20 protein-coding genes and 2 tRNA genes are annotated in these 24,992 nt (G+C 69.5%); 10 read left to right on the forward strand and 12 right to left on the reverse strand.

Annotated features, from left to right (window positions below; genetic code table 11):
• The 3 genes from DDF67_RS15045 to DDF67_RS15055 all read right to left on the reverse strand — a co-directional run.
• Window positions 1-110: GTP-binding protein (locus DDF67_RS15045; protein ID WP_133149236.1), on the reverse strand; the 110-nt coding region annotated here is incomplete at its 3' end.
• A 54-nt stretch (window positions 111-164) separates the two neighbouring features.
• Window positions 165-238, reverse strand: a tRNA-Gly gene (locus DDF67_RS15050).
• 108 nt (window positions 239-346) lie between these two features.
• Window positions 347-430, reverse strand: a tRNA-Tyr gene (locus DDF67_RS15055).
• A 176-nt stretch (window positions 431-606) separates the two neighbouring features.
• Here DDF67_RS15055 and rlmB point away from each other — a divergent pair.
• The 5 genes from rlmB (at window position 607) to DDF67_RS15080 (ending at window position 5,577) form a co-directional block, all read left to right on the forward strand.
• The gene (rlmB, locus tag DDF67_RS15060; protein WP_109101683.1) at window positions 607-1,443 is read left to right on the forward strand and encodes a 23S rRNA (guanosine(2251)-2'-O)-methyltransferase RlmB; all 837 of its coding nucleotides are present in this window, start codon (window positions 607-609) and stop codon (window positions 1,441-1,443) included.
• Between the two features lie 109 nt (window positions 1,444-1,552).
• Complete coding sequence (stpX, locus tag DDF67_RS15065) at window positions 1,553-3,118, forward strand: stalk-specific protein StpX (protein ID WP_109101684.1); 1,566 nt, start codon at window positions 1,553-1,555, stop codon at window positions 3,116-3,118.
• Between the two features lie 115 nt (window positions 3,119-3,233).
• Entirely contained in the window at window positions 3,234-3,962 is a 729-nt protein-coding gene (locus DDF67_RS15070; protein WP_109101685.1) for a TerC family protein, read from the forward strand.
• 4 nt (window positions 3,963-3,966) lie between these two features.
• Window positions 3,967-4,350 carry a DUF423 domain-containing protein gene (locus DDF67_RS15075; protein ID WP_109101686.1) on the forward strand — a complete coding sequence of 128 codons (384 nt, stop codon included), beginning with the start codon at window positions 3,967-3,969 and terminating at the stop codon, window positions 4,348-4,350.
• Window positions 4,351-4,428: 78 nt separating this feature from the next.
• On the forward strand, window positions 4,429-5,577 hold the full coding sequence (locus DDF67_RS15080; RefSeq protein WP_109101687.1) for a hypothetical protein: 1,149 nt from the start codon (window positions 4,429-4,431) through the stop codon (window positions 5,575-5,577).
• 183 nt (window positions 5,578-5,760) lie between these two features.
• Here DDF67_RS15080 and DDF67_RS15085 read toward each other — a convergent pair whose 3' ends face one another.
• Window positions 5,761-6,981: a multidrug effflux MFS transporter gene (locus DDF67_RS15085; protein ID WP_109101688.1), complete on the reverse strand. Its 1,221-nt coding sequence runs from the start codon at window positions 6,979-6,981 to the stop codon at window positions 5,761-5,763.
• Window positions 6,982-7,086: 105 nt separating this feature from the next.
• Here DDF67_RS15085 and DDF67_RS15090 point away from each other — a divergent pair, with 105 nt between their 5' ends.
• Complete coding sequence (locus DDF67_RS15090; protein ID WP_109101689.1) at window positions 7,087-8,067, forward strand: alpha/beta fold hydrolase; 981 nt, start codon at window positions 7,087-7,089, stop codon at window positions 8,065-8,067.
• Window positions 8,068-8,074: 7 nt separating this feature from the next.
• Here the strand turns inward: DDF67_RS15090 and DDF67_RS15095 are convergent, their stop codons facing one another.
• Window positions 8,075-11,074: a P-loop NTPase fold protein gene (locus DDF67_RS15095; protein WP_158278060.1), complete on the reverse strand. Its 3,000-nt coding sequence runs from the start codon at window positions 11,072-11,074 to the stop codon at window positions 8,075-8,077.
• Between the two features lie 207 nt (window positions 11,075-11,281).
• On the opposite strand from DDF67_RS15095, the gene DDF67_RS15100 reads away from it, so the two are divergent.
• Together DDF67_RS15100 and DDF67_RS15105 are read left to right on the forward strand one after the other, a co-directional pair.
• The gene (locus tag DDF67_RS15100; protein WP_109101691.1) at window positions 11,282-13,501 is read left to right on the forward strand and encodes a S9 family peptidase; all 2,220 of its coding nucleotides are present in this window, start codon (window positions 11,282-11,284) and stop codon (window positions 13,499-13,501) included.
• A gap of 125 nt (window positions 13,502-13,626) precedes the next feature.
• Complete coding sequence (locus DDF67_RS15105; protein ID WP_109101692.1) at window positions 13,627-14,127, forward strand: hypothetical protein; 501 nt, start codon at window positions 13,627-13,629, stop codon at window positions 14,125-14,127.
• Between the two features lie 139 nt (window positions 14,128-14,266).
• On the opposite strand, the gene DDF67_RS15110 is transcribed toward DDF67_RS15105, so the two are convergent.
• The 6 genes from DDF67_RS15110 to DDF67_RS15135 all read right to left on the reverse strand — a co-directional run bounded on the left by DDF67_RS15110 (window position 14,267) and on the right by DDF67_RS15135 (window position 20,756).
• Window positions 14,267-14,758, reverse strand: a complete 492-nt coding sequence (locus DDF67_RS15110; protein WP_109101693.1) for a hypothetical protein — start codon at window positions 14,756-14,758, stop codon at window positions 14,267-14,269.
• Window positions 14,755-16,164 carry a hypothetical protein gene (locus tag DDF67_RS15115; protein WP_109101694.1) on the reverse strand — a complete coding sequence of 470 codons (1,410 nt, stop codon included), beginning with the start codon at window positions 16,162-16,164 and terminating at the stop codon, window positions 14,755-14,757. The genes DDF67_RS15110 and DDF67_RS15115 overlap by 4 nt, the downstream gene beginning before the upstream one ends.
• Complete coding sequence (locus DDF67_RS15120; RefSeq protein ID WP_109101695.1) at window positions 16,161-17,726, reverse strand: tetratricopeptide repeat protein; 1,566 nt, start codon at window positions 17,724-17,726, stop codon at window positions 16,161-16,163. The genes DDF67_RS15115 and DDF67_RS15120 overlap by 4 nt, the downstream gene beginning before the upstream one ends.
• Window positions 17,727-17,901: 175 nt before the next feature.
• Window positions 17,902-18,369 carry a hypothetical protein gene (locus DDF67_RS15125; protein WP_109101696.1) on the reverse strand — a complete coding sequence of 156 codons (468 nt, stop codon included), beginning with the start codon at window positions 18,367-18,369 and terminating at the stop codon, window positions 17,902-17,904.
• Window positions 18,370-18,387: 18 nt separating this feature from the next.
• Window positions 18,388-19,608, reverse strand: coding sequence for an acyl-CoA dehydrogenase family protein (locus tag DDF67_RS15130; RefSeq protein WP_109101697.1), 1,221 nt, complete (start codon window positions 19,606-19,608; stop codon window positions 18,388-18,390).
• Window positions 19,609-19,622: 14 nt separating this feature from the next.
• Complete coding sequence (locus tag DDF67_RS15135) at window positions 19,623-20,756, reverse strand: acyl-CoA dehydrogenase family protein (protein WP_109101698.1); 1,134 nt, start codon at window positions 20,754-20,756, stop codon at window positions 19,623-19,625.
• A 141-nt stretch (window positions 20,757-20,897) separates the two neighbouring features.
• Here DDF67_RS15135 and DDF67_RS15140 point away from each other — a divergent pair, with 141 nt between their 5' ends.
• Window positions 20,898-21,452: a hypothetical protein gene (locus DDF67_RS15140; protein WP_109101699.1), complete on the forward strand. Its 555-nt coding sequence runs from the start codon at window positions 20,898-20,900 to the stop codon at window positions 21,450-21,452.
• Between the two features lie 42 nt (window positions 21,453-21,494).
• Here DDF67_RS15140 and DDF67_RS15145 read toward each other — a convergent pair whose 3' ends face one another.
• On the reverse strand, window positions 21,495-22,148 hold the full coding sequence (locus DDF67_RS15145) for an OmpW/AlkL family protein (RefSeq protein ID WP_109101700.1): 654 nt from the start codon (window positions 22,146-22,148) through the stop codon (window positions 21,495-21,497).
• A gap of 125 nt (window positions 22,149-22,273) precedes the next feature.
• Between DDF67_RS15145 and pepN the strand changes: the two genes are divergently transcribed.
• Window positions 22,274-24,865, forward strand: a complete 2,592-nt coding sequence (pepN, locus tag DDF67_RS15150; protein ID WP_109101701.1) for an aminopeptidase N — start codon at window positions 22,274-22,276, stop codon at window positions 24,863-24,865.
• Window positions 24,866-24,992: the final 127 nt, after the last annotated feature.

Here is a 24,992-nt window from a genome sequence, read left to right on the forward strand (position 1 = left end):
GCCAGCGTGATCGTGATCGCGGCCGTCAGCGTCGTCTTGCCATGGTCAACGTGACCGATGGTGCCGATGTTGCAGTGCGGCTTATTACGTTCGAACTTTTCCTTGGCCATCGTCTCTACCTTCGCGCCGGCGGATTGTTTTTACGGGTATCGTCTTGGGGGAGCTGGAGCGGGTAGCGGGAATCGAACCCGCATCCTCAGCTTGGAAGGCTGCTGCACTACCATTGTGCTATACCCGCCCTCTTATAGCCAGGACTGGGCCTGGCTAATAACTGGCAGCGGGGTCGCGATCGGCTCCCGTCTCTTGGTTCGGGGGCTCAAGCCCTTCTTCCGGGGTTCATCGCGCGTGGTGGGGGAAGAAGGACTCGAACCTTCGAAGCTTTCGCAGCGGATTTACAGTCCGCCCCCTTTGCCGCTCGGGACATTCCCCCACGGCGCGATGTGAACTACCGGAAGAGGCGGCCATATCTTCGATCTTGGCGGCCGTGTCAAACAGGCCGTTGTGGATCGAGGAACAAAAGCTCTTTGAGCAGGAACGGACTGTGCTTAAGCACCGCCGGACCGGCTCGCGGAACCTCGTGGCCCCCAAATCGGAGCGCGTCTTATAGTGTCCTCTCATTCTGAACGCAACGACCGTAGAAGGCCAAAAGCGCCAGAACGTGAAATTCGCTCCAAGCCTCAGAAAAACAAGACCTTTTCCAAGCCTGCAGGCGACGAAAAGGAGTGGATCTGGGGGAATCACGCCGTGGAATCGGCCCTTTCGAACCCTGCCAGACCCCCCGCGAAGCGCCTTTTGGTCACCCCGGACCGGGCCAAGCGACTCGCGCCGAATCTGCAGCGCCACCCCGCCCTGCAGATTCTCGAGCCTGGCGACATCGCCCGGCTTCTGCCCCAGGGCGCGGTGCACCAGGGAATCGCCATGAAGGTGGCCGAGCCCGAGCCGCTGTCGCTGGCGGAGCTGGGAACCCCCGCCAAGGGCGTGATCGTCATGCTCGACCAGATCACCGACCCGCAGAACGTGGGCGCCATCTTCCGCTCGGCCGCCGCCTTCGGGGTCAGGGGCGCCGTGCTGCAGGACCGCCATGCCCCCGCCCTTTCCGGCGTGCTGGCCAAGACCGCCGTCGGCGCGGTCGACAAGGTGCCCTACGCGCGCGTGGTCAATCTATCGCGGGCCCTGGAGGAACTGGCGGAGCTGGGCTGGCGGGCCGTGGCCCTGGCCGGCGAGGCCGAACAGAGCCTGGAAGAGGTGCTGGACGGCGGCCCCACCGTGCTGGTGCTGGGTTCGGAAGGCGAAGGCGTGCGCCGGCTGGTCGCCGAGCACTGCGACGCGATGGGTAAAATCCCCATGCCCGGCGGCTTCGAGAGCCTGAATGTGTCCGCCGCGGCGGCGATCGCGCTCTATGAAACGGCGCGAGTTCGCGTCACGGGGGAAATCGGTTCGTGAATCCCGATTAACCGTTTTGATTTCGTCGCAACGACGTGTTTTCCTCGCGGACCAGTATCTCCGCGAGCCTTGCTCGCGGAGGATTTGAAGCATGGGATCGGGGGACCCGATGTTGCAGACGAAGTTCCGGACGGCGGCCCTGGCCTCGTCCGCCGTTTTCGTACTGGCCCTGGCGGGCTGCAGCGCCAAGGAACCGGCTGACACCCAGCCGACCTTGAGCCAGCCGGCCGAGGCCGCGCCGCCGCCGGCCGACCGCGCCGACCTGGCTGGCGCGGCGCCCGCCGCCGAGGCTCCGCCGGCCGACGGCCTGCTGGGCGGGCCGATCGCCCAGCCCAAGCCCGTCGCCGTCTCGTCGTCCGATGATTCGCGGCTGAAGACCTGGCGCCGGGCCGACGGCACGCTGGTCACCGCCATGCGGCCGATCGCCAATCCGCGAGCCAATCCGCGCGAGGCAAGGCCTGCGGCCCGTCCGCACGCCAGGCCGCACCATGCTCGTCCGACGCAGGTCGCCGCCGCGCGTCCCGCGCCCGTGGTCGTCAAGCCGGCCGCCAAGCCCGCGCCCAGGCCCGCCGTCGTCGCGGCCAGGCCGGCGCCGGTGAAGGCCGCGCCTGTCGCGCCTGCGCCCAAGACGGTCGCCCAGGCCCCGGCCCTTAAGCCGGTCGCCCCGCCCGCCAAGCCCGCCGTCGTGGCCAAGGCCCCGACTCCGGCGATCGCGGCTCCCGCCGCCTCGGCCGCGCCCGCCGCCGCCAAGCTGTCGCCCAAGGTCGAGAAGCTGCAGGCCGCCGTCGCCCCCGCCGCCACCAGCGGGGCGGTGCTGGCCACGGCCGAGAGCCTGAAGACCGGCAAGGAAGGCCAGGTGACCCTGTCGCTGCCGGCCACGCTGGGCGACATGATCAAGCAGCAGGCCGCAAAGCTCGGCATCGGCAAGCCGGCCAAGAAGGTCAGCGCCTATGCCGACCTGGAGGGCCAGGGCTACGAGATCACCCCCAACGGCCGCCAGACCGCTACCGTCAAGCCGGGCGAGCCGACCACCTTCGCCTGGCAGGTCAAGCCGACCGAAGACGCCACGGGCCAGCTGACCACCTCGTTCGGCGCTTCGCTGGACGGCGCAAAGCCCGCCCAGCCGTTCTCGCTGGGCGCGATCAGCAAGCAGGTCGCCGCGGTTCCGGAAAAGGCCAAGCAAGCCGCCGCCGGCTTCAAGCTGCCGGCCTTCCTTGATGCGCAGTACGAGGTGCCGGGCGTGGGCAAGGTTCCGGGCAAGTCGCTGCTGGGCGCGGGCCTGGTGCTGCTGGCCCTGATCATCCTGGTGGCCATCTCGCGCAACGCCGCCAAGGCCAAGGAACGGGCCGAGCGCCGCCGCAAGTTCCGCACCCTGCACGACTACGGCCGCAACGAGCCGGAGTTCGACACGCCCAAGGCCCAGGACGTGGCCTATGTGAACCCGATGGTGGCCGCCGCCGGCGGCGCGATCGCGGGCGCCGCCGCCACGGCGATGTTCAACCATCACCAGGAGGCCAAGGCCGAGGAAGCCGCCGCTCAGGCGGCCGAGCACGAGCCCTTCCCCGCTCCCGCCTACGACAGTCCCCAGGTGCAGCACGTCAGCGAGACGGCGCATGTGGAGCCGGCGCCGGAAACGCCGGCCCAAACCCATCGCGAGCCCGAGCCGGTCCACTAGAATCGGGCCTCTTCGACACCGTCAGCGGCGCGTCCTCCAGCAGGGCGCGCCGCTTTCGTTTCCGGTCCTCTCTCCGGCCCTTGCCAGGGCGCGCCGCCTGCCTCATTGAGACCGCATGCTCGAAACGCTCTTCACGCCCGACGGCCCCGCCGCCGCCTTCCTCCAGGTCCTGATGATCGACCTCGTCCTGGCCGGCGACAACGCCGTGGCCGTGGGCCTGGCGGCGGGCGGCCTGCCGGTGAAGGACCGCAAGAAGGTCATCCTCTACGGGCTGGGCGCGGCCGTGGTGCTGCGCATCGGTTTCGCGCTGATCACCACCTGGCTGCTGGGCGTGGTGGGCCTGCTGCTGGCCGGTGGCCTGCTGCTGCTGTGGGTGTGCTGGAAGATGTGGCGCGAGCTGCGCGACCAGGCCCATGGCGACGAGGCCGACGCCGCCGCCGTGCTCGACAGCGACCCGACCACCGAGCCGCGCGCCAAGCCGGCCAAGAGCTTCAAGAGCGCCTTCCTGCAGGTGCTGATCGCCGACGTCTCGATGTCGCTGGACAACGTGCTGGCCGTGGCCGGCGCGGCCCGCGAGCACCCGGGCATCCTGGTCTTCGGCCTGCTGCTGTCGATCGCCCTGATGGGCCTGGCCGCCAACGCCATCGCCAAGCTGCTGCACAAGCACCGCTGGATCGGCTTCGTGGGCCTGGCCATCGTGCTCTACGTCGCCCTGCACATGATCTGGGAAGGCCACCGCAGCGTGGTCATCGACCTGCACAAGACCGAGCAATACAACGCCGCCGCGCCGAACGTCATCGACATCAAGCCGGGCGAAGTGGCCGAGCACGAGAAGCACCGCTAGGCCCATGGCGAAGATCTGGACCCCGAAGCTTTATCTTCGCCTGGCCGCGCTCAGCGGCTTCGTCTCGGTGGCGGTCGGGGCTTTCGCCGCTCACGGCTTGCACGAAGCGCGGCCCGCCGAGCTGCTGAAGACCGGCGCGCTGTACGAGATGACCCACGCCCTGGCGGTGTTCGCCGCCTTCGCCGTGGCCCGCGCCACGGGTCGCTCGGCGGGTCTCGCCGCCGGGCTCTTCCTGCTGGGGACGCTGGTGTTCTCGGGCACGCTCTACGCCATGGCCTTCGGCGGCCCGCGCATTCTGGGCGCGATCACCCCGATCGGCGGCGTCACCTTCCTGGCCGGCTGGCTGGCCCTGGCCTGGAGCGCCGGCAAGGTCGCCGATCAGGCCTAGCCACGCTTGCAAAGGCGCGATGGGCGCATTCTAAGTTGCATGAATTGACGTGAACTCCACCCACGGAGGACAGGCTTCATGCGACCGGTTCGGATCCTTCAGTGCGGCGCGGCGGCCTTGCTGGCCTCCGCGACGCTGGCCACCCAGGCCTGCTCCCAGGCCGGACCCGACCTGAAACCCTATGACCAGGGACGGTTCATCCCCTTCACGCCGTGGCCTGCCGGACAGCAGCCGTTCGAGGGACCGCCGACCGTCGCCTTGCGTCTGGACGGGCCGCTGGGCGCCTACACTCCGCCGCCGGTGGTGATGGACACCGGCTCGACCGGGGTGGTGATCTCGGCGGCCGCCCTGCCCGGCTGGTCGGCCGACAAGGCCAAGGCCTATCCGCGCGGCTGGGAGTTCCTGAGCAGCAGCAAGCGGCTGTGGGTGGGCCACTGGATCCCCACGACAGTCACGTTCCTCGACGGCGACAGCGCCGAGCTGGCGCGAGCCCAGGTTCCGGTCCTGGTGGTCGACACCGAACTGAACTGCCCCGGCTATGACGTGAAGACCTCGCCGGGAACCTGCGCGGCGCCCAAGGCCACGATCAGCATGCCCAAGGGCATCGCGTATATGGGCGTCGGCTTCGGCCGCGAGGGCAACGGCCAGACCCAGGGCACGCCGGAAAAGAACCCGCTGCTGAATCTGGCGGCCATCGACGGCCGGCCGATCGCGCCGGCGACCTATCGCCGGGGCTATGTGGTGACGCGCGACGGCGTGCATGTGGGGCTGACCCCGGCCAACAGCGGCGGCTTCCGGTTCGTGAAGCTGGGGGCGCAGGGGCCGCACGGGCCGCTGGACTGGCCGCAGGTGCCGATGCAGGTGGCCGCCGGCGGCCTGCCCGCCCAGGCCGGCGCGCTGCTGATCGATACCGGCATACCGACCATGTATCTGGGCGTCGCCGATCCGGCCGCGCTGAAGACCCGGACGCAGACCAACAACAACGACAAGGCCCAGTCCAAGGTGCTGGAGGCGGGCCAGACGGTGACCATTACCGTGCCGACCCAGCCGGCCACGACCCTGGCCTTCACGACCGGCCAGGGCGATGCGATCGCCCCCACCCAGGTTCTGGTCAATTCACCGATGCCGACGGCGTTCGTGAACACCGGCCGCCACGCCCTGCGCGGGTTCGACGTGCTGTTCGACGCCGACGGCGGGTGGTTCGGCCTGCGGCCGACGGGGCCTTAGCCCCCTCGCCGTCATCCCGGCCGGAGGTTCGCGAAGCGGACCGGAGAGCCGGGCCCCTGGGGCCGCCGACGATGCGCCGGCCGTCGCCGGGCGGTGAACCCAGGCGCGGAGCCCCGTCCTCCTGGGTCCCGGATAAACGCTGCGCGTTTTCCGGGATGACGACAGGATTTGGCGGTTCGTTCTCTAGGCCGAAGCCGCGCTCTTCCGCGGGACCGCCAGCAGGAAGATCGCCAGGCCCGAGCCGACGAGGCAGGCGAACATCACCGCCGCGATCGGGCGCGGCGTGCCGTCGTGCAGCAGGCCGGCGGCCCAGGCGGCCACGGCGCCGGCCCCGAACGAGACGCCGCCCATCAGGGCCGAGATCGAGCCCGCCCGGCGCGGGTCGACGCTGAGGGCGCCGGCCATGGTGTTGCCCGACATCAGGCCGTAGGTCGACAGGGCCAGGAACAGCAGCGGCAAAACGGTCCATTCGCCGCCCAGCCCGGTCCAGGCGAAGAAGGTCAGGACCAGCGCCAGGGCGGTCGAGATCAGGCTGGCGCGGGTCAGCACCTCGTCGGGCTTGAAGCGTCGCAGCAGCAGGCGGTTGACCTGGCTGGCGCCGATGATGCCCACGGCGTTCGCCGCGAAGACGATGTTGAACACCAGCGGCGAGTGGCCGTAGGTCCCCATCACGAGGTCCGGCGAGGTCGAGATGTAGGTGAACAGCACCGAGCCGTTCAGTGCGCCGGCGATGCCGTAGCCCACCAGGCGCTTCTTGCGCAGCAGCAGGCCGAAGGCGCGCAGCGGGTTCTCGGCCCGGGCCTGGGCGGCGGTCTCCTCGGAGCGCGACTCCTTGAGGCCCAGCAGCACCCACAGGCCGATGGCCAGGCCGAACAGCGCCATCACCCCGAACACAGCCCGCCAGCCGGCCAGGGCGAAGATCAGCCCGCCCAGCTGCGGCGCGAGCACGGGCGCCAGGCCCATGATCAGGGTCATCAGCGACAGCACCCGCGCGGTCTCGGCGTGGTCGAAGCGGTCGCGCACCACCGCCCGGGCCACCACCGCCCCGGCGCAGCCGCCCAGGGCCTGGACGAAGCGGGCGCCCAGCAGCACCTCGATGTTCGGCGCCAGGGCGCAGGTCAGCGAGGCGATCGTGTAGATGACGACGCCCAGCAGGATCGGCGCGCGGCGGCCCAGGCGGTCGGACGCCGGTCCGTAGAGGAACTGGCCGATGGCCATGCCGGCGAAGAAGGTCGCCAGGGTCAGCTGCACCTCTTCGGGGCCTGCCTTCAGCGTCTGGCCGATGGCCGGGAAGCTGGACAGATACATGTCGATCGACATCGGGGCGAAGGCCGTCAGCGCCCCCAAAAGCAGGACGAGCCGCCAGGGCGTGGCGGAGGGAGAAGCTGTAGCGACGGAAGTCATGGGCGCCTTCTACTCCCCTACGCCCCGACGGGAACCCTTTATCGCTTGCCCGGTCGATCACGGCCCCGCAATCTGACCACTGATAACATACCGAGGGAGACGCCGATGGCCGCCGCGCAGACCTGGCCGCAGCCGCAGTTCGCCGACATCAACGGCTTGCGGATGGCCTATTACGAGGCTGGACCGCGCCAGGGCGTTCCCATCGTCTTCTCCCATGGCTTTCCCGAACTGGCCTGGTCGTGGCGACATCAGGTCGCAGCCCTTGCCCAGGCCGGCCATTGGGTAATCGCCCCCGACCAGCGCGGCTACGGCCTGACGGACAAGCCCGCCGCCGTCACCGACTACGACATGGAGCACCTGACAGGCGACCTGGTCGGCCTGCTCGACCACCTGGGCGTCGAAAAGGCGATCTTCTGCGGCCACGACTGGGGCGGCATCGTCGTCTGGGCCATGCCGCTGCTGCATCCAGGCCGCGTGGCCGGGATCATCGGGCTGAACACGCCGTTCGTGCCGCGCCTGCCGATCGATCCCATCGAGATGTTCAAGGCCGCCTACGGGCCGGACATGTACATCGTGCACTTCCAGACGCCCGGGGAGGCCGACGCCCTGTTCGCCCAGGACGTCGACAAGACCATGCGCTTCTTCATGCGCCTGCCCGGCGACAGCGTCGTCGGCTTCTCTTCGCGCCCGGCCGAGCGGCGCTCGCTGGCCCTGCAGCTGGCGCTGGCACACTACGATCCGGCGAACGACGACAAGCAGTTCCTCAGCGACGAGGAACGGGCCGTCTATGTGGAGGCGTTCGAAAAAGGCGGCTTCACCGGGCCGATCAACTGGTACCGCAACTTCACCCGCAACTGGGAACGGTCCGAGCCCCTGCCCCGCCGCATCGACGGCGTTCCCTGCCTGATGATCATGGCCGAGCACGACGTGGTGCTGCCGCCGTCGCTGGCCGACCGCATGGGCGACCAGATCGGCGACCTGGAGAAGGTGCTGATCGAGGGCAGCGGCCACTGGACCCAGCAGGAAAAGCCGGAGGCGGTGAACGCGGCGATCCTCGACTGGCTGGCGCGGCGGTTCCCCGCCTGACGCGAGGCTAGGCGTTCAGGGACCTGAAGGAATAGCGCGAGACGACCGCCAGGGCGTCGAGGAGTTCTTCGCGCTGCGGCGGGCGCCCGAGGTGATTGAGAACGACCTTCCAGGCCTCAGCGAAGGCGCCGTCCAGACCCGCCGCCTGCAGGTTCTTGAACAGCTCGCGACAGACCACCGGCAGTTTCAACACCGGATCTTCGTCGGCGGATGCGTCCAGAGCGTCGAGCAAGGCTTGCCAGTTGTCGTCTGACGCGGCGTGACCGACCGTACTCAGTTGCACCATCAAGGTTGCCGGCAGACCGATCTCGTAGGCCAGGGCCAGCAGGACGGCCCAGTAGGACGGCCCTTCGCCGCCAGTCTTCTTCAAGAAGTCTTCGAGCCGATCGGCGTGGCTGATGCGGATCAGCCGGTAGACATTGACCATCCGCTTTACCGCTCGGGGCGACTTGGCCGCCAGGACGCCCAGGTCCAGCAGCAGCTGGGTCTCGTCCTGCCCAAGGCTGACCCGCTCCAGGCGCACGGCGTCGAAATCCTTGGGGCGATCGGGCGAGGCGATCGTGAAACCCTTGCGCAGGTCGATCCTCCCAACCGGCGGGGCGTCGACGGGCGCCGGCGGAGGCGCGGCGGCAGGGGTCTCGGCCTGCTGGGCGCGATCGGGCTCCAGCAGGGAGGCGGCGAACCGCTTGTAGGCGCCGTAACGTGACGCGGCCGAAGGATCGCGCTCGGCCAGCGGGCGCACATGCAGGGCCAGTTGGAAGATCTTTTCCAGATAGTCTTCCGGCGTGGCCCGGCTGGAGGCCACCGCCTGGCCGTTGACGAACTGCTGGTGCTGGTCGCTCAGCGACTGGGCCAGCCACTTGGGATCGACAGCCACGACCACAACGAAGCAGTCGAAGGCCAGCAGCAGGTGGATGGCTTCGAGTATGGCCACCACCTGCTTGGCGCTGCAGCGGTCGAGGTCGTCGATATAGATGACGATGCGATCGACCGCGTCGGGGTCGCTCGACGCCCTCATCTCGCGGATCACGGCGGCCAGCTGCTCGAAGCAGCGCCTGACGCTGTTGATCATCCCGATCTGCTTGCGCACCAGCGCCAAGTCCTCGGACTCGCTCAGCAGGTACTTGAGCATCAGGCCGGGCGCGGCCGGCGCATTGGCCTCGTGACGGAAGGTGTCGACGAAGGCCCGGCTGGCGTCGGCTTTCGACCGCGCCTGGGCCAGTTCGCCCTGGACCAGGGCGAGCGCCGCCGTGGCCTCGCCCTCGGCCTTCGCCGCCTCCTGGCTCAGCTTGGCGCGCTGGGCCAAATACTGCGACAGGAGCCTGAAGCTAGCGGCCAGATAGGGCGCGGCCAGGAAGATCGAGCCCGCGATGCTGACCAGCCATGCGACAAGGACAGGACCAAACGAAGCCTGGGTGAAGATCACGACCGCCGACAGAACGACGAAGACGACGACGGTTGCGTAGAAGCCCCCCTGCATGAAGACGCCGGCCGAACGCCAGGTCAGCTTCAGTCGCTCCCGCCAGACGACGCCCAGCGCCTTCAGCGTTCCGGCCTCTCCCTTGACCCCGTCGCCGTCGGGAGCGTCGAGAAGCGCCTGCTGCAGCCGCTGCAGCGGCTCCTTCTCGGGCTCGTCCTTCTCCTTATCGTCCTTGGCCTTGGTCCCGGCTGCGGCGAGAAGATCGCCGAGCACCCCGACGAGCGCCTTCTGCCCGGCCTTCGCCTTCTGCTTCCTGGCCTCGTCGAGGCTCGCCTGCAGCCGCTCCACCGCCTTTTCGTGCTCGGCCGCCTTGGCCGAGCTGGTGTTGAGCGTAGCCGCCTCGTGCGAGAGCCGGGCGGCGATGCTGCCCACCAAGTCGGCGCGCGGCTTGCCGCGCCAGCCGTCTATGCCGCCGGCGGCGAGCTGGTCGAAGACCTCCGCCGTCAGGGCGGCCCACAGGTTCTCGCTGTCGGCGAAGGACCAAGCGCTGAACTCGATCTGGATGGCGTTGCGCACCCGGCCGAGCTCGCCCGCCCCGGAGGGCTGGGCGCGCTCGGCTTCGAGCTGCTGGCGGATCTCGGACTGCAGGCGGCGCACCAGGGTGGACTTGCCTGAGCCCCAGGGCCCGAAGACGCCCAGCGCCAAGGGCGGCCGGGCCGCCTTCAGCAGGATCACGTCGGCCAGGGCCCGGGCGTCGCGCGCGGCGTCGAGCGGATCGCCGCCCGAAAGGTCCACCGTGTCGGAGGAGTAGTCGGGCCTGACCTCAGTCGCCTTCAACCGGACCTTCGGCGGGGCCTTGGCGATCTGCTCGATGAACGGCTCCCAGGACTTGATATCGTCACCGAGATAGTCCGCCAGGATCTCCGACATGGCCGCGGCCATGCGGCCGCGAAGCTCGCCGTACTGCTCCAGAAACCCCTGCGCCCTCAGCGCGGCATGGCCGGCCTGGGTCAGGAAATAGGCGGCCGTGATGTGGCGGACGCCGATCTCGCTCTCCGTGGCGTTCGTCGCCCGGCGTAGCCTGGACGCCTCGGCCAGAACCTCGACCGCGTCCCACTGGAGGATCCCGTCGACGGGCTCTCCGCCATGGGCCTGGGCCCGCTCGACTATGCCGTTGAGCGCGGGCGCGTCCATGTCGGCCGGCACCACGTCCTGCCGCAGGACGGCGTTCTGGAAGTGGGTCGACCAGCGGCTGAACCGCGACCGTCGCCCGAGGACTTGGATCGCCACCAGAAGGGCCTGGGCGTCGATGACGCCGCCCGCGCTGGACGAGGCGTCGGCGCTCGAACGGCCGGCCTGAATGTCCAGCGCGATGAGGAGCGCGGCGACGACGCTGCTGGCGACATAAGGCGTTCCGTCCTGCGACCGCCAGGCCAGCAACGAGCCCAGCTGGATCGACTTGCCCTGCGCCGGCTCGATGGGGTCGAAGGGCTCCTCGACCGGCGGCGTTTGCGGGGACGGCGGCTCTGGCTCGGACGCCTTGGACAGCGGCGGCGCCGTGAATAGTTCGTCCGGCGCCTGCGCCATCACCGCCCCTCCATCCCAAGGCGGCATCATCGGTCCATAGCGCGTCGCCATCAACCCATGGATGCGACTGGGCCTAGTTCCCCGAAGGCGAGCGGTCGTCGATGGTGCGAAATGCCCGGGGCCGGAGGGACCTGCGTGGAAGAAAGCGGCGCCTTGAGCGTCGCTGCCCCCTTACACTTTTGCCTGTCACCCTCTAGCGTCCGCGCCATGATCCGTCCCTCGCTCATGGCCCTTTCGGCCTGTCTCGCCCTGGCCTCTCCCGTGATGGCCGAAAAACTCACCCCCGAGCGCCTGTTCTCCGATCCGGACATCAACGGTCCGACCGCCAAGGGCGTGGCCCTGTCGCCGGACGGCAAGCGGGTGACCTACCTGAAGGCCAAGCCCGAGGCGGCCAACGTGCAGGACCTGTGGGCGGTCGACGTGAAGGGCGGCGAGCCCTATCGGCTGATCGACGCCAACGCCCTGTCGTCGGGCGACAAGGCGCTGTCGGAAGCCGAGCTCGCCCGTCGCGAGCGCGCCCGGGTGCTGGCCCGCGGCGTCGTCGAATACAGCTGGGACAGCGAGGGCCGCTTCGTGCTCGTGCCGCTGGACGGCGACCTCTATGTGGACAGCGTCGCCGACGGCAAGGTGACCCGCCTGACGCAGACCCCGGGCGACGAGGTCGACGCCAAGGTCTCGCCCAAGGGCAGGTTCGTCTCCTATGTCCGCGACCAGAACCTCTATGTGCGTCCGCTGTCCGGCGGCGAGGAGACGGCCGTGACCGCCGAGGGCAAGGGCGCCCTGTCGTTCGGCGTGGCCGAGTTCATCGCCCAGGAGGAGATGGACCGCGACACCGGCTACTGGTGGTCGCCGGACGAGAGCCGCATCGCCTACACCCGCGTCGACGAGAGCGGCGTCGACATCGTGCCGCGCGCCGACATCGGCCCGTCGGGCGCCACCGTGATCGACCAGCGCTATCCCCGCGCCGGCCGCCCGAACGCCATCGTCGACCTGTTCGTCAAGGACCTGGCCTCGGGCAAGGTGGTGCAGATCGACCTGGGCGCCGACAAGGACGTCTACCTGGCGCGCGTCGCCTGGTCGAAGGACGGCAAGACGCTCTACGTCCAGCGCCAGAGCCGCGACCAGAAGACCCTCGACCTGATCGCCTTCAGCCCGGCCAGCGGCCAGGGTAGAACGATCCTGACCGAGACCGACCCGCACTGGGTGGAACTGCACGACGATTTCCGCCCGCTGAAGGACGGCAGCTTCCTGTGGTCGTCGGAGAAGTCGGGCAACAAGCACCTCTACCACTATGCCGCCGACGGCAAGCTCCTCGCCCAGGTGACCAAGGGCGACTGGCCGGTCGACAAGGTCGAGGCTGTGGACGAGGTCGACGAAAAGCGCGGCCTGGTGTTCTTCAGCGCCTCGATCGACACGCCGATCGAGCGCCGGCTCTATTCGGTGTCCTACACCAAGCCCGGCGCGCCCAAGGCCATGACCCCGGCGGGCGGCTGGTGGACCACCAAGGTCGCCGCGACCGGCGCCTTCGTCGGCTCCTATTCGGACCCGAAGACCCCGCCGCAGACGGCGCTCTATGATCCGGCCGGCAAGCGCGTGCGCTGGATCGAGGAGAACAGGCTCGACGCCGCCCACCCCTACGCGCCCTACGCCGGCGACCACCTGGTTCCGGAGTTCGGCGTGCTGAAGGCCGCCGACGGCCAGGCCCTGCACTACTCGCTGCTGAAGCCGGCGAACTTCGACGCGGCCAAGAAGTATCCGGTGATCGTCTCGGTCTATGGCGGCCCGCACGCCCAGCGCGTGACGAAGAGCTGGAACGTCAGCGACGAGGCCTTCGCCAACGCCGGCTACGTGGTGTTCAAGCTCGACAACCGCGGCTCGTCCAACCGCTCGACGGCGTTCAAGACGGCGCTGGACCGCCGCATGGGCACGGTCGAGGTCGAGGACCAGTTCGTCGGCGCGGCCTTCCTGAAGACCCTGCCCTATGTCGATCCCGATCGCCTGGGCGTGATGGGCTGGTCGTACGGCGGGTTCATGACGCTGATGATGCTGACCGCCGAGGGCACGCCCTTCAAGGCCGGCGTCTCGGGCGCGCCGCCTACGGAGTGGGGTCTCTACGACACCCACTACACCGAGCAGTTCATGGGCAAGCCCGACGAGAACAAGGCCGGCTACGCGGCCTCGGACTTCCTCAACCGGATGGACAAGCTCAAGCCCGGCAGCCTGATGCTGATCCACGGCATGGCCGACGACAACGTGATCTTCGAGAACAGCACCCGTGTCCTGGCGGCGCTGCAGAAGAAGGGGATCGCCTTCGAGACCATGCTGTATCCGGGCGAGCGCCACAGCGTCATCCGCAGCCGCTCCAAGGGGCTGCACGTCCTGAAGACGCACCTGGACTTCTTCGATCGCAAGCTGAAGGGCGAGTGATACTGCGCACTCCGCCGATCCTCGCGATCGGCGGAGACTTTCCCCTGGACTCCCAATTCACATTGATGAAAGTTGTAATCATAGAGGTTGCAACTTTCACGAATGCACCCATTGGGAGGTTTCGAATGCACAGGATCCTTTGCGCCCTGACGATAGGCGCCTTGGCGCTGGGCGGGGCTTCGGCCGCGAGCGCGGCCACCTTCTCGCCCATTGGCTCTCCGTCGCCGCTGAGCGGCACGATCACCTTCACGACCGACGGCTCGCCCCCCTACACCTGCACCCTGACCCTGAACGCCTCGATCACCGGCCCGACCATGACCTTCCCGTCCGGCGCGCTGAGCCCGCCGGGCTTCCCGTGCAGCGCGATCGTCCCGACCTTCACCCCGGCCTGGTCGGTGAACGTCACCGCCTCCTCCGGCGGCGTGGCCACCGGGCTCGACATCGCCAACTTCACGCTCGTGACAGTCTTCAGCAAATGTAGTGACACCGTCCAGGCCCAGTGGAACGACGCCACCAACACCCTGACGATCCCTCCCCAGTCGTTCGGCATCGGCTACTCCGGCCTGCCATGCACGATCCAGGGCGTGCTTGCGACGCCGACCAACGTGTCGATCACGGTCCCCTAGACCCTCGGCCGGATCGCTTCGATCGGCGGTGGGGGCGGCGTGACCTGCGAGGGGTGCGGCGGCGGGGGTGGACGGTGGCCGTGCGGGGTGCTGCAGGCCGTCAGGACAGCGGCCGCGAGGCCCAGGAGCGCCAGGCGGCTCAGCATCCGCGCGCGCCGGGGAATATGCCCAGGCTGCCGCGGAAGCAGCGATGCTCGCCGCGCGGATCCCAGTATTCGGTCGTGCCGTCCGAGCGCTTGATGGCCCAACGCTCGCCGGTCTGGCCGTCGCGGCCGACCACGGCGATGTCCCCCGGCCCGCGCGAGGTGACCGCATAGCCGTCGCCGGTCAGGGCGTCGGACGCGCAGGCTTCCGTCACGCCGGGCCTGGACAGGTCGCCGCGCAGCCCCGCTGACGAGCCAGTGCGCTGGTTGAAGGCCGAAACCTCGGTTCCGCCCTGGCCGCTGACGAACACCTGCGTTCCCGTGGCGCGGTCATAGGTCATGACGTCGGGCGCCTGGCCGGTCAGCGGTGCGCCGCAGGGGACGCGGCCGGGCGGACCGGGACGCTTGCCCGGACCGGCGGGCTGGGCCTGAGCGGCGCCGGCGAGCAGGGCCACGGCGAGGACGCCGGAAGCGAACAGGCGGATCATCGCGGACCTCCTTGCGAACCAACTGGCGCACCGACCGGACCGCCGGCTGCGGCCGATGCCTCGTACGGATCGGCGGGACCACCGGCCAGGGCGCTCGACGGCGGGCCGGTCAGCACCGCCACCGCGCCGGCCGGCCAGTAGCTGTCATAGTCGGCGCGAGCCCGGTCGCGGGGCGTGCGCAGCAGTTCCGGCGCCTCGAACCACGGACGGCAGGTCAGGGCGCCGTCGAAATAGCCGGTGACCAGGGCCTCGCAGCCGCCCGGACGAGCAAAGACGCGATTGTCGCGAGCGCGGATCTGGGCGCCGCTGTCGGCGAACAGGCCCGCCCGCATCACCCCGGCGATGGCGTTGTCGGACGCATAGACCACGCCCGATGCGGCGTAGATGCCGACGTCGGCGGCCTCCAGCCGGCCGTCCAGCACGCGCAGGTCGGCGCCCTCCAGAACCACCGCCCAGTCGCTGTCGCGCACCACGGGACGCTGCAGGGTGGTCTCGCCGCCGCTGATGTAGATCCCGCGCGAGAAGCCGTCGGTCGACAGGCCGTCGATCTGGACCAACTGGTCGCGATTGACGCCGGTCAGCACGAAGCCGGCCGAATTACGGGTGCGCGAGGAGCCGCTCCAGTCGCCCAGGCGAACCACGCGGATGTCGCGCAGGCGGCTGTCGCGGCTGGTCTCGACGGCCATGCCGATGGCGGTGGCGGCCACGTCGACGTCCTGGGCCTGCAGGCTGCCCGACAGCTTGACCACCGGGGCGCGGGTGCGGCCCACGAAGGCGGCCTGGATCATCTCGACCCGGCTGTCGGCGACGTCCATGGCCGAGCCTTCGCCGTCGTAGCGGACCACCACGCCCTTGAGGGCCAGCTCGGTGGCGCGGCCGACGATGCACGAGGCCGTTCCGCCGCGCGAGGCCTCAAGGCCCAGGTTCTCCAGCACCACGAAGGCCACGCCCGGAGCGATGCGGATGCAGGGCTGGTCGGCCGGGGCCAGCAGGATGGGCCGGGTGCGCGAAGGGCTGTAGTCGCGGGCGGTGATCACCACCGAGCGGGTGACGCTGAGCGATTCCACGCAGGCGCCGCCGTTGCGCGAGACCAGGGTCAGGGTGTCGCCGTCATAGAGCCGGGCCAGCACGTCGTTCACCTCGCCCGGATAGGCGACGTCGCAATCGACCACCGTGCGGTAGGGCGCGTAGCCGCCGCCGGGATAATAGGGCCGGCGCGGCGGCTTGCGCTTGACCGGCCGGCGCGCGCCGCAGCCCTTCGACAGATTGGGCTCCAGCAGCAGTCCAAAGCAGGGGCGGATTTGCTGGTCGATGCGGGCGTCGGGCGAGGCCAGGGCGACCTGCGGGGCCGTCCCCGCCAGGCCCAGGGCGACAAGGCCCGCCGCGAAGAGGGCAAGGCGCTTCATCGATAGTCCCTTTCAGCATTGACGGGCACGGCGTCCACCGGACCCGCGCTGGCCGGGGCCACATAGGCGCGCGCCGCATAGGGCTGGGGCCGCTCGCCGGGGCCGCGCGGCGGGCGCGAGACCTGGGCCAGCAGTTGCTGCAGCCGCCAGGCCGAAGGCTTGAAGCCGGCCAGCGCCGCGTCCAGCTGGTAGACCACGGCCTTGGCGCGATCCTGGTCGGCAACGCCCTGCAGGCCCAGCGAGAAGAAGGTCGACATGGCGTACTTGGCCTCGGGCGAGCCCTGGCGCTCGGCCTCCTCGTACCAGTGGTAGGCGCGGGCGTAGTCGCGCGGCACGCCCACGCCCTCGGAATACATCACCGCCAGCACCAGCTGGGCCTTGGACGAGCCGTTGACGGCCGCATACTGCACCGCCCTCACCTTCTCGATCGGCGTCAGCCGGCCCGTGATCGGGCGGCCGATCGAGGCCTGGAAGGTCTGGGCGTCATTCAGGCTAAGGAGCCGCTCGTCGAGCAGCGGCGCGGGAATGATCCGCAGGTACGACAGCGCCTCGCCCACATGCACGAACGGCAGCTCGTGCAGGCGGGCCAGCGCCGCCTCCTTGGCCTCGCCGGCCGGATCGCTCTCGTCGGAATGGGGCACGCCGGAGTCCGGCGACTCCGGCGGATAGAACTCGTAGGGCGGGATCCAGCGCTTGGCCTTGGTCTCGACGAACGTGCCGTACGAGGCCCGCTGCGGCGAGGAGCGCTCGAAGTCCTTGAGCATCACATAGGCCGAGACGTCGCCGGTCTGCACCGCCAGGTAGTTGTAGAGATAGGCGTCGATATCGTTGCGGCGGAAGAGATCCAGCGCGGCCGGCGCGCCGACGTGGCGGCGGTCGCCATAGGCCTCGACGGCCTGCAGGTTGTCGGACGGCTCGCCATAGGGCCCGAAATAGCCGTCGTGCATCCGCGCCAGGGTGCGGTAGCCGTCGGCCCCCTGCGTCGACAGGATGTAGATCACCCGGTTCCTGACCCGCTCGCGCTCCTGCGTCGACATCCGCGACAGCTGGCGGTCGAGCGCGCCATAGGCGGCGTGGCGCTCGTAGGCGCGGCAGTCGTCGAAGCGCGACAGCGCCTTGCCCGGCTTGCCGCGCGGTTCATAGGCGGCGATCGGCGCGTAGCCGGACGGGTTGGAGAGCGCCATGGCGTACCAGGCCGCCGCCTCGACCGGATCGTCGAGGTTCTTGTCGCTGGCCCTCTGACCCTCGTAGCGGCGGGCCAGCTCCAGCTGGGCGAAGAAGTCGCCGCGAAAGCCGCCCTGGCGCAGGTTGCGGATCTCGATCTGCTGCTGGTTGAACTGGCCCGAGCTTCCTTGCGCCACCTGCGGACGCGGACAGGCCGTGGCCCGCTTGGCGAAGAGCTGCGGCGCGGAGAAGTCGCAGCCGAACAGCGGCAGCACGGCGACAGCCGCCACCGCGCCCAAGGGAACGCGGCGGATCAACTGGCGCCTGTTTTCGAGGAGTTGGACGCCCGCGCGCCTCAGCCGGCGGAGGAGCGCAACAGCATCGCCGGCCTCGTGCATCGCTCCCCCTCCAGCACGCCGTTAACCATGATCGGAGAGTCGTTCATGAGCCGCCCGGAGCAAGACTGTCAAGCTCGGCGACCGACGTTCATCAACTCTTGTTTGACGTGCCTGAAATGGAAGGGGTTTTCGCGGGATAACCCAGCGAAGTCCGTGTATTTTCACGGTTTCTAGCTTAGCCGCGCTCGCGCCTGACGCGCTCCACGGCGCGCAGGATCTCGTCCCGATTCTTCGCCGACTTGGCCCAGGCCGGCAGCCGCGAAACTATGGTCTGGTTGCGCGGGCCGGCAGGATCGGCGGGCCGCTGCTCCACCCTGATGCGGCCCGACAGATAGGTCTCGAGGTAGCCGAGGTGGTCCTCGTTCCAGGCGACCAGATCGCCGTGACGTGTCACCGCGCGGAAGCGGGGCGCCAGGCCCATGAACGGGTCGATCGGCGCGCCGCTTGGGGTCTGCGGCTTGTCGCGCGTCGCCCCGCAGTCGCGGCAGACCATCCGGCGCGCGGCGGACGCCCGCACGTCGGACGGGTCGCGCGGCAGGATGGCCGCATACCCGCCGCACGCGGGGCAATCGACGACCAGGCGGCCCAGGAAGTCGTCGGGCAGCCGGGCGGGAACCACCGAACGTCCGTCGCTGCCCGCCATTCCCGCCCCTGCCTTGGCCTATCTTCCGGTCGGCATATCCTTGAACGCCACGTCCTTGTCCACGCGCACGTCGCCCGGCAGGCCAAGGACCCGTTCGGCGATGATGTTCTTGAGGATCTCGTCGGTGCCGCCGGCGATGCGCAGGCCCGGCGCCCACATCAGGCTTTGCTGGAAGGCGGCGCCTGCGACGGCTTCGGGGCCGGTGAGGATACCGTACTCGCCCTGCATCTCGACGGCGGTGTTGGCCAGGTCCTGCAGCTGGTTGGCCGAGATGATCTTGCCGATCGAGCTTTCCGGACCCGGGGTCTGGCCGCGCGACAGGGCGGTCATGGTGCGGAAGCGGGTGAACTTCAGCCCCTGCGAGGCCACGAACCAGTCGGCCAGCTTCTCGCGGAAGGCGTCGTTGGAGAGGGCCGGGCCGTCCTCGCCCGGCAGGGCGCGGGCCAGTTCCATCACCTCGCGGTAGTTGGGACCGGCCGCGCCGCCGACGGCCAGGCGCTCGTTCATCAGGGTGACGAGGGCGACCTGCCAGCCCTGCCCCACCTCGCCCAGGCGCTGGCTGTCCTTGACGCGCAGGTCGCTGAAATAGACCTCGTTGAACTCGCGCCCGCCCGACATCTGGTGGATCGGCCGGCACTCGACGGCCGGATCGCGCATGTCGATCCAGAACATGGTCAGGCCCTTGTGCTTGGGCACATCCGGATCGGTGCGCGTCAGCAGGATCCCGAAATCGCTGTAGTGGGCGCCGGTGGTCCAGACCTTCTGGCCGTTGATCACCCAGTCGTCGCCGTCCTTGACCGCGCGGGTGCGCAGGGCCGCGACGTCGGAGCCGCCGGCCGGTTCGGAGAACAGCTGGCACCAGATCTCCTCGCCCTTCACGGCCGGCGAGACGAAGCGCTTCTTGGTATCGGTGTCGGCGAAGGCCATGACCGTGGGCACGCACATGCCCAGGCCGATGGTGAAGTAGCCGTAGGCGACGCCGGCCTTGCCCTCTTCCTGGCCGAAGATGACGGACTCGATCGGCGTGCCCCCGCCTCCGCCCACGGCCGCCGGCCAGGTGATGCAGGCGTAGCCGGCGGCGGCCTTGCGGGCCTGCCAGGCCTTGGCCGCCGCCATGTGCTCGGGGGTGTTGGCTTTCGGCTCGCCGTGCTCGGCGCGGTGGGCGGCGGCGGCCTCGACAAGCCAGGCGCGGGCCTTCTCGCGATAGGCGGCTTCGGCGGGGGAGTCGTTGAAGTCCATGGTCGCTATCTCCCTTAAGCCGCGTTCTTCTTCTCGAGCTCGCTGACCAGCCGCTCCTTCCAGAGCCTCGGCGAGCCGGCGACCAGGGAGAGCTGCCGCGAGCGGCGGTAGTAGAGGTGGCAGTCCACCTCCCAGGTGAAGCCCATGCCGCCGTGCACCTGGACGCTTTCCTTGGCCGCGAACCAGAAGGCCTCGGAAGCGGCGATGCGGGCGGCGGCGGCGGCCGTGGGCAGCTCGGGCGCCCCATTTTCCTGGAGGGTGGAGGCGTTGAGCGCCCAGGCGCCGTAATAGGCGTTGGAGCGGGCGACCTCGTTCTTGACGTACATGTCGGCCAGCTTGTGCTTGATGGCCTGGTAGCCGCCGATCACCCGGCCGAAGGCGTAGCGGCCCAGGGCGTATTCCTTGGCCATTTCCAGGCAGCGGTCGGCGCCGCCAAGCTGTTCGAAGGCCAGGAGCACGGCGGCGCGGTCGAGGATGGCCTGGACGAGGTCGACCCCCTCGCCCGCCGCGCCCAGACGCTCGGCCGCCGCGCCGTCGAAGGAAAGGCGAGCGACGCCGCGGGTGGGATCCAGGCTCTCCAGCGTCTCGCGCTTCACGCCGGGACCGGTCAGGTCGACGAGGAACAGGCCGGGCCTGCCGCCCTCATTGGCCAGCACGATGGCGACGTGGGCGATGTCGCCGTCGGTGACGGGGATCTTCACGCCGGAAAGCTTGCCGCCCTCCACTCGCGCCGACAGGGCCGAGGGGGTCAGCACGCCCGGACCTTCGCTGAGCGCCAGGGCGCCGATCAGTTCGCCGGCGGCGACGCGCGGCAGGATGGCGGCCTTCTGGGCCTCTGTCCCGTGGGCCATCACCGCCTCGGCCAGGATATAGACGGTGGAGGCGAAGGGGATCGGCGCGACCGCCCGCCCCAGTTCCTCGGCGATGGCGCATAGCTCGACGCGGCCAAGGCCGAGGCCCCCGTGCGCCTCGGGGATCGCCGCGCCCAGCCAGCCCTGCTCGGCCACGGCGGCCCACAGGGGCGCGTCATAGCTCCTGGCCGGATCGTCGAGCACGCCGCGCACCACCGCGGGCGGACAGCGGCCGCCGAGGAACTTGCGGGCCTCGTCCTTGAGGAACTTCTGGTCGTCGGAATAGTCGAAATCCACGGCCGTTTTCTCCCTTGGCCGTTCTGACGACGGCCGTTGGAAACGACGATGAACCACGTTTACGTGCGTGGAAAGATTGACCCGGCGTCAAGAATTTCAGGTTCTTATGACCGCCCAGTATTTGGAGCCGATCGAAATCCCATGGCCAAGACCGTCTTCCAGCGGAACCAGAAGGTGTGGGTCGAGAGCGTCGGCGCCTGGGCCACGATCGAGAAGATCGTGCCCATCTGGGCCAAGGGCTTCGACGAGCCGGTGCGGGTGACCTATGACGTGGGCCTGGGCCGCGAGTTCCTGGCTCACGAGCTGAAGCCGGAAGACCGGATGGACCCGCAGGAGGGCGGCGTGCTGTCCAACTGGCGGGTGCTGCGGGCCCGCAACAAGTGGCAGCAGGAAAGCGACTGCCTGCACCACCCCTTCCCCGGCACCTATCCGGTGGTGGTCACCGATCCCAACGACTGGGGCGGCTGGCGCACGCCGGGGGCCGAGTACGACCGCGACCCGCGCAAGATCGAGTTCCAGGCCAGGCTGATCGCCGCCGCTCCGCGCCTGCACGCCCTGTCGCGCGAGATCATGACGCTGGTCGGCGACCATCCGGAGGACGCGCCCCCCGCCCTGCTGGCCCTGGCCCAGAAGGCCGCGGCCATCGAGCGGGAGCTGAACGAGACCCCGGCGGCGAGCGGAAGCGTCGACGGGTAGGCTCCTTCTCCCCTCCCCCATCAAGGGGGAGGGAGCGCGTCATCAGAACCGCCGGCCCACGCCGACCGAAACCACCATCGGATCCAGGTTCACCTTGGACTTCAGCGCGCCGCCGTTGATCTTGGCGTCGGTCTCGAACCACACCTTCTTGACGTCGACATTGACGACGTAGGGCCCCTTCACGGCGATGTCGGCGCCCGCCTGCAGGGCGTAGCCGAAGCCGTCGTCGAGATCGACGGTGAAGCCGTTCTTGTCCTTGCCGCTGTAGAAGATCATGTAGTTCAGCCCCGCGCCCACATAGGGGTTGAAGCGGGCCTTGGGCGCGAAGTGGTACTGGGCCGAGACCACCGGCGGCAGCACCCAGGTCTTGTGGACGACGACGTCGGTCCCAGGGCCCTCGGCCTTGACGGTGTGCTGGGTCGTGCCGGCGATCACCTCGACGGCCAGCCTGTCGGTGATGAAGTAGGTGACGCCCAGGGTCGGCATGACGTCGTCCTTGACGTCGGCCTTCAGGCCCGAGGCCGCGCCGGCCGCAGTGACGATCGGGTCGCCCGCGTCGGGCGAGACGCTGGTGGCGCGCAGGTTGACCTGCCAGGTCCCCCTGGCCGCGGGCGTGAAGGCCTCCTGGGCATGCGCGCCCGTGGCGGCGGCGGCCAGCGTCAGGCCGGCGATGAGGGCGAGGCGGCGGGCGGTCATGTCTTAATCCCCTTGGAGTGCGACGCATCGAGGCGTCGCCAGGGGTGATGCGCCCGCTCGCGCACCCTCACATTGATCCGCCTCAAGCCCTCGCCCCGGCCCCGGCGGGCGACTACATTGCGGTAATGCGCACCGAAACGCCCCAGCCGATCCGGCTCTCCGACTATCGCCCGTTCCCGTTCGAGATCGAGACGACGCACCTGTCGTTCCAACTGGAGCCGTCCGCGACGCGGGTCACAGCCACGCTCAAGGTGCGGCGCACTGGCGCGGATGGCGAGGCCCTGGCGCTGAACGGCGAGCGGCTGCACCTGAAGTCGGTCGCCATCGACGGTCGGGCGCTGAGCGCCGACCAGTACGTGCTGGACGACGAGCGGCTGGTCATCGCCGAAGTTCCCGACGCCTTCGAGCTGACGACCGAGGTCGAGATCGATCCGTCGGCCAACAAGGCCCTGATGGGCCTCTACATGTCGGGCGGCCGGTTCTGCACCCAGTGCGAGGCCGAGGGCTTCCGCACCATCACCTTCTTCCCCGACCGGCCCGACGTGCTCTCCCGCTACACCGTGCGGATCGAGGCCGACCGGGCGTTCGAGCACCTGCTGAGCAACGGCAACCTGATGGAGGCCGGCCAGCTCGAGGGCGGTCGCCACTTCGCCGTCTGGAACGATCCCTTCCCCAAGCCCGCCTATCTGTTCGCCCTGGTGGCCGGGCGGCTGGACGTGCTGGAGGACAGCTTCGTCACCATGAGCGGCCGCACCGTGGCGCTGAAGGTGTTCGTCGATCCGGGCCAGGCCTCGCGCGCGGCCTATGCGCTGGACGCGCTCAAGCGCTCCATGAAGTGGGACGAGGAGGCCTTCGGCCGCGAATACGACCTCGACCTCTTCATGATCGTCGCCGTTCGCGACTTCAACTTCGGGGCCATGGAGAACAAGGGGCTGAACATCTTCAACTCCTCGCTCCTGCTGGCCGAGCCGGAGACGGCGACCGACTTCGACTACGAGCGCATCGAAAGCGTGGTCGCCCACGAATATTTCCACAACTGGACCGGCAACCGCATCACCTGCCGCGACTGGTTCCAGCTGTGCCTGAAGGAGGGCCTGACGGTCTTCCGCGACCAGAGCTTTTCCGCCGACATGCGCGGAGCGGCCGTGCAGCGTATCAAGGACGTCAAGGCCCTGCGCGCCCGGCAATTCGCCGAGGACGCCGGTCCCCTGGCCCACGCCGTGCGGCCGTCGAGCTATCTGAAGATCGACAACTTCTACACCGCGACCATCTACGAGAAGGGCGCCGAGATCATCCGCATGCTGAAGACCATCCTGGGCGCTGACGCGTTCCGGGCCGGCCTTGATCTCTATTTCGACCGCCACGACGGCGAAGCGACCACGGTCGAGGCCTTCATCGCCTGCTTTGCGGAGGCCTCGGGCCGCGACCTGACCAGCTTCTTCGCCTGGTACGAACAGGCCGGCACGCCGGCGGTTTCGCTGACCCACGCCTATGACGCGGCCGCCAGGACGCTGTCGATAACCCTGACCCAGAAGACCGCCCCGACCAGCGGCCAGCCGGTGAAGAAGGCCCTGCCGATCCCGGTCACCATCGGCCTGCTCGCGCAGGACGGCCGGGCGATCCGCGACAGCGAGGTGGTGCTGCTGGAGGGCGAGAGCCTGACGGTGCGCTGGGAGGGCGTGGCGGAAACGCCGGTGATCTCGGCCCTGCGCGGCTTCTCGGCCCCGGTTACCCTGACGACCGACGCCCGGCCGGCCGACGCCTATGTGCAGTTCGCCGCCGATCCGGACCTCTTCAACCGCTGGGAAGCCGGCCAGACCCTGGCGCGCGGGCTGATCCTGGCCCGCGCCGCCGGCGCGCCCGACGAGGTGGGCGAGGAACGCTACGCCGAGGCCCTGGGCCGCGCGCTGGACGACGAAGCCGCCGATCCGGCCTTCAAGGCGCTGCTCCTGGCCCTGCCCAGCGAAGGCGACCTGGCCCTGGCCGTCGATCCGGCGGACCCGGCCGCCATCCACGCCGCGCGCGGCCTGTTGCGCGCCCGCATCGCTGTGCACCTTGGCGAGCAACTGGCCCGCATCCACGGCGCCATGCAGGGCGACGGCGAGTTCTCGCCGGACGCGGCCTCGGCTGGCCGCCGGGCGCTGCGCAACGCCTGCGTCGACCTGCTGAGCGCCGATCCGCATGCCGAGAACGTGCAGCGCATCGTCGGCCACTTCGAGGCCGCCGCGGCCCTGACCGACGCCATGGGCGGCCTGTCGGCCCTGCTGGCCGTAGGCGGCGAGCCCTGCGAGACGGCTCTTTCGGCCTTCCACGCCAAGTGGCGGCACGAGCCGCTGGTGCTGGACAAGTGGTTCTCGGTGCAGGCCCGCGATCCGTCGGAAGACGCGCTCAAGCGCATCCTGGCCCTGACCGAACACGAGGACTTCGACGCCGGCAACCCCAACCGCTTCCGAGCCCTGGTGCAGGGCTTCGCCAGCGCCAACTCGGCGCGGTTCCATGATCCGAGCGGCGCCGGCTACCGCTTCCTGGCCGACCAGATCCTGGCCGTCGACGGCTTCAACCCGATGACCGCCGCCCGCCTGGTCGAGCCGCTGGGAAGCTGGCGCCGCTACGTTCCGGCGCTGGGCGAGCTGATGCGCCGCGAACTGGAGCGCATCAAGGCCGCGCCGGGGCTGTCGAAGAACGTGCTGGAGCTTGCGTCTCGGGCGCTGGAGTAGAGAACCTCCGCCCTCTGGGGAGGCGGCCCCACCGGGGGAGGTTCCCTCAGGCGGCGAGCCTGGGGTGATTCCTCCGCGCAACGGTTGCGACCAAAGCGCTCATCCCCCGCTTATTCGCCTCTCCCCC

This window comes from Caulobacter endophyticus (assembly GCF_003116815.1).
GTDB lineage: Bacteria > Pseudomonadota > Alphaproteobacteria > Caulobacterales > Caulobacteraceae > Caulobacter > Caulobacter endophyticus.

Bases quoted from the DNA above. Each gene is read 5' to 3' on its own strand.
- stpX (WP_109101684.1), top strand. From the start codon at position 1,553: ATGTTGCAGACGAAGTTCCGGACGGCGGCCCTGGCCTCGTCCGCCGTT.
- DDF67_RS15070 (WP_109101685.1), top strand. From the start codon at position 3,234: ATGCTCGAAACGCTCTTCACGCCCGACGGCCCCGCCGCCGCCTTCCTC.
- DDF67_RS15075 (WP_109101686.1), top strand. From the start codon at position 3,967: ATGGCGAAGATCTGGACCCCGAAGCTTTATCTTCGCCTGGCCGCGCTC.
- DDF67_RS15080 (WP_109101687.1), top strand. From the start codon at position 4,429: ATGCGACCGGTTCGGATCCTTCAGTGCGGCGCGGCGGCCTTGCTGGCC.
- DDF67_RS15085 (WP_109101688.1), bottom strand. From the start codon at position 6,981: ATGACTTCCGTCGCTACAGCTTCTCCCTCCGCCACGCCCTGGCGGCTC.
- DDF67_RS15090 (WP_109101689.1), top strand. From the start codon at position 7,087: ATGGCCGCCGCGCAGACCTGGCCGCAGCCGCAGTTCGCCGACATCAAC.
- DDF67_RS15095 (WP_158278060.1), bottom strand. From the start codon at position 11,074: ATGGCGCAGGCGCCGGACGAACTATTCACGGCGCCGCCGCTGTCCAAG.
- DDF67_RS15100 (WP_109101691.1), top strand. From the start codon at position 11,282: ATGATCCGTCCCTCGCTCATGGCCCTTTCGGCCTGTCTCGCCCTGGCC.
- DDF67_RS15105 (WP_109101692.1), top strand. From the start codon at position 13,627: ATGCACAGGATCCTTTGCGCCCTGACGATAGGCGCCTTGGCGCTGGGC.
- DDF67_RS15110 (WP_109101693.1), bottom strand. From the start codon at position 14,758: ATGATCCGCCTGTTCGCTTCCGGCGTCCTCGCCGTGGCCCTGCTCGCC.
- DDF67_RS15115 (WP_109101694.1), bottom strand. From the start codon at position 16,164: ATGAAGCGCCTTGCCCTCTTCGCGGCGGGCCTTGTCGCCCTGGGCCTG.
- DDF67_RS15120 (WP_109101695.1), bottom strand. From the start codon at position 17,726: ATGCACGAGGCCGGCGATGCTGTTGCGCTCCTCCGCCGGCTGAGGCGC.
- DDF67_RS15125 (WP_109101696.1), bottom strand. From the start codon at position 18,369: ATGGCGGGCAGCGACGGACGTTCGGTGGTTCCCGCCCGGCTGCCCGAC.
- DDF67_RS15130 (WP_109101697.1), bottom strand. From the start codon at position 19,608: ATGGACTTCAACGACTCCCCCGCCGAAGCCGCCTATCGCGAGAAGGCC.
- DDF67_RS15140 (WP_109101699.1), top strand. From the start codon at position 20,898: ATGGCCAAGACCGTCTTCCAGCGGAACCAGAAGGTGTGGGTCGAGAGC.
- DDF67_RS15145 (WP_109101700.1), bottom strand. From the start codon at position 22,148: ATGACCGCCCGCCGCCTCGCCCTCATCGCCGGCCTGACGCTGGCCGCC.
- pepN (WP_109101701.1), top strand. From the start codon at position 22,274: ATGCGCACCGAAACGCCCCAGCCGATCCGGCTCTCCGACTATCGCCCG.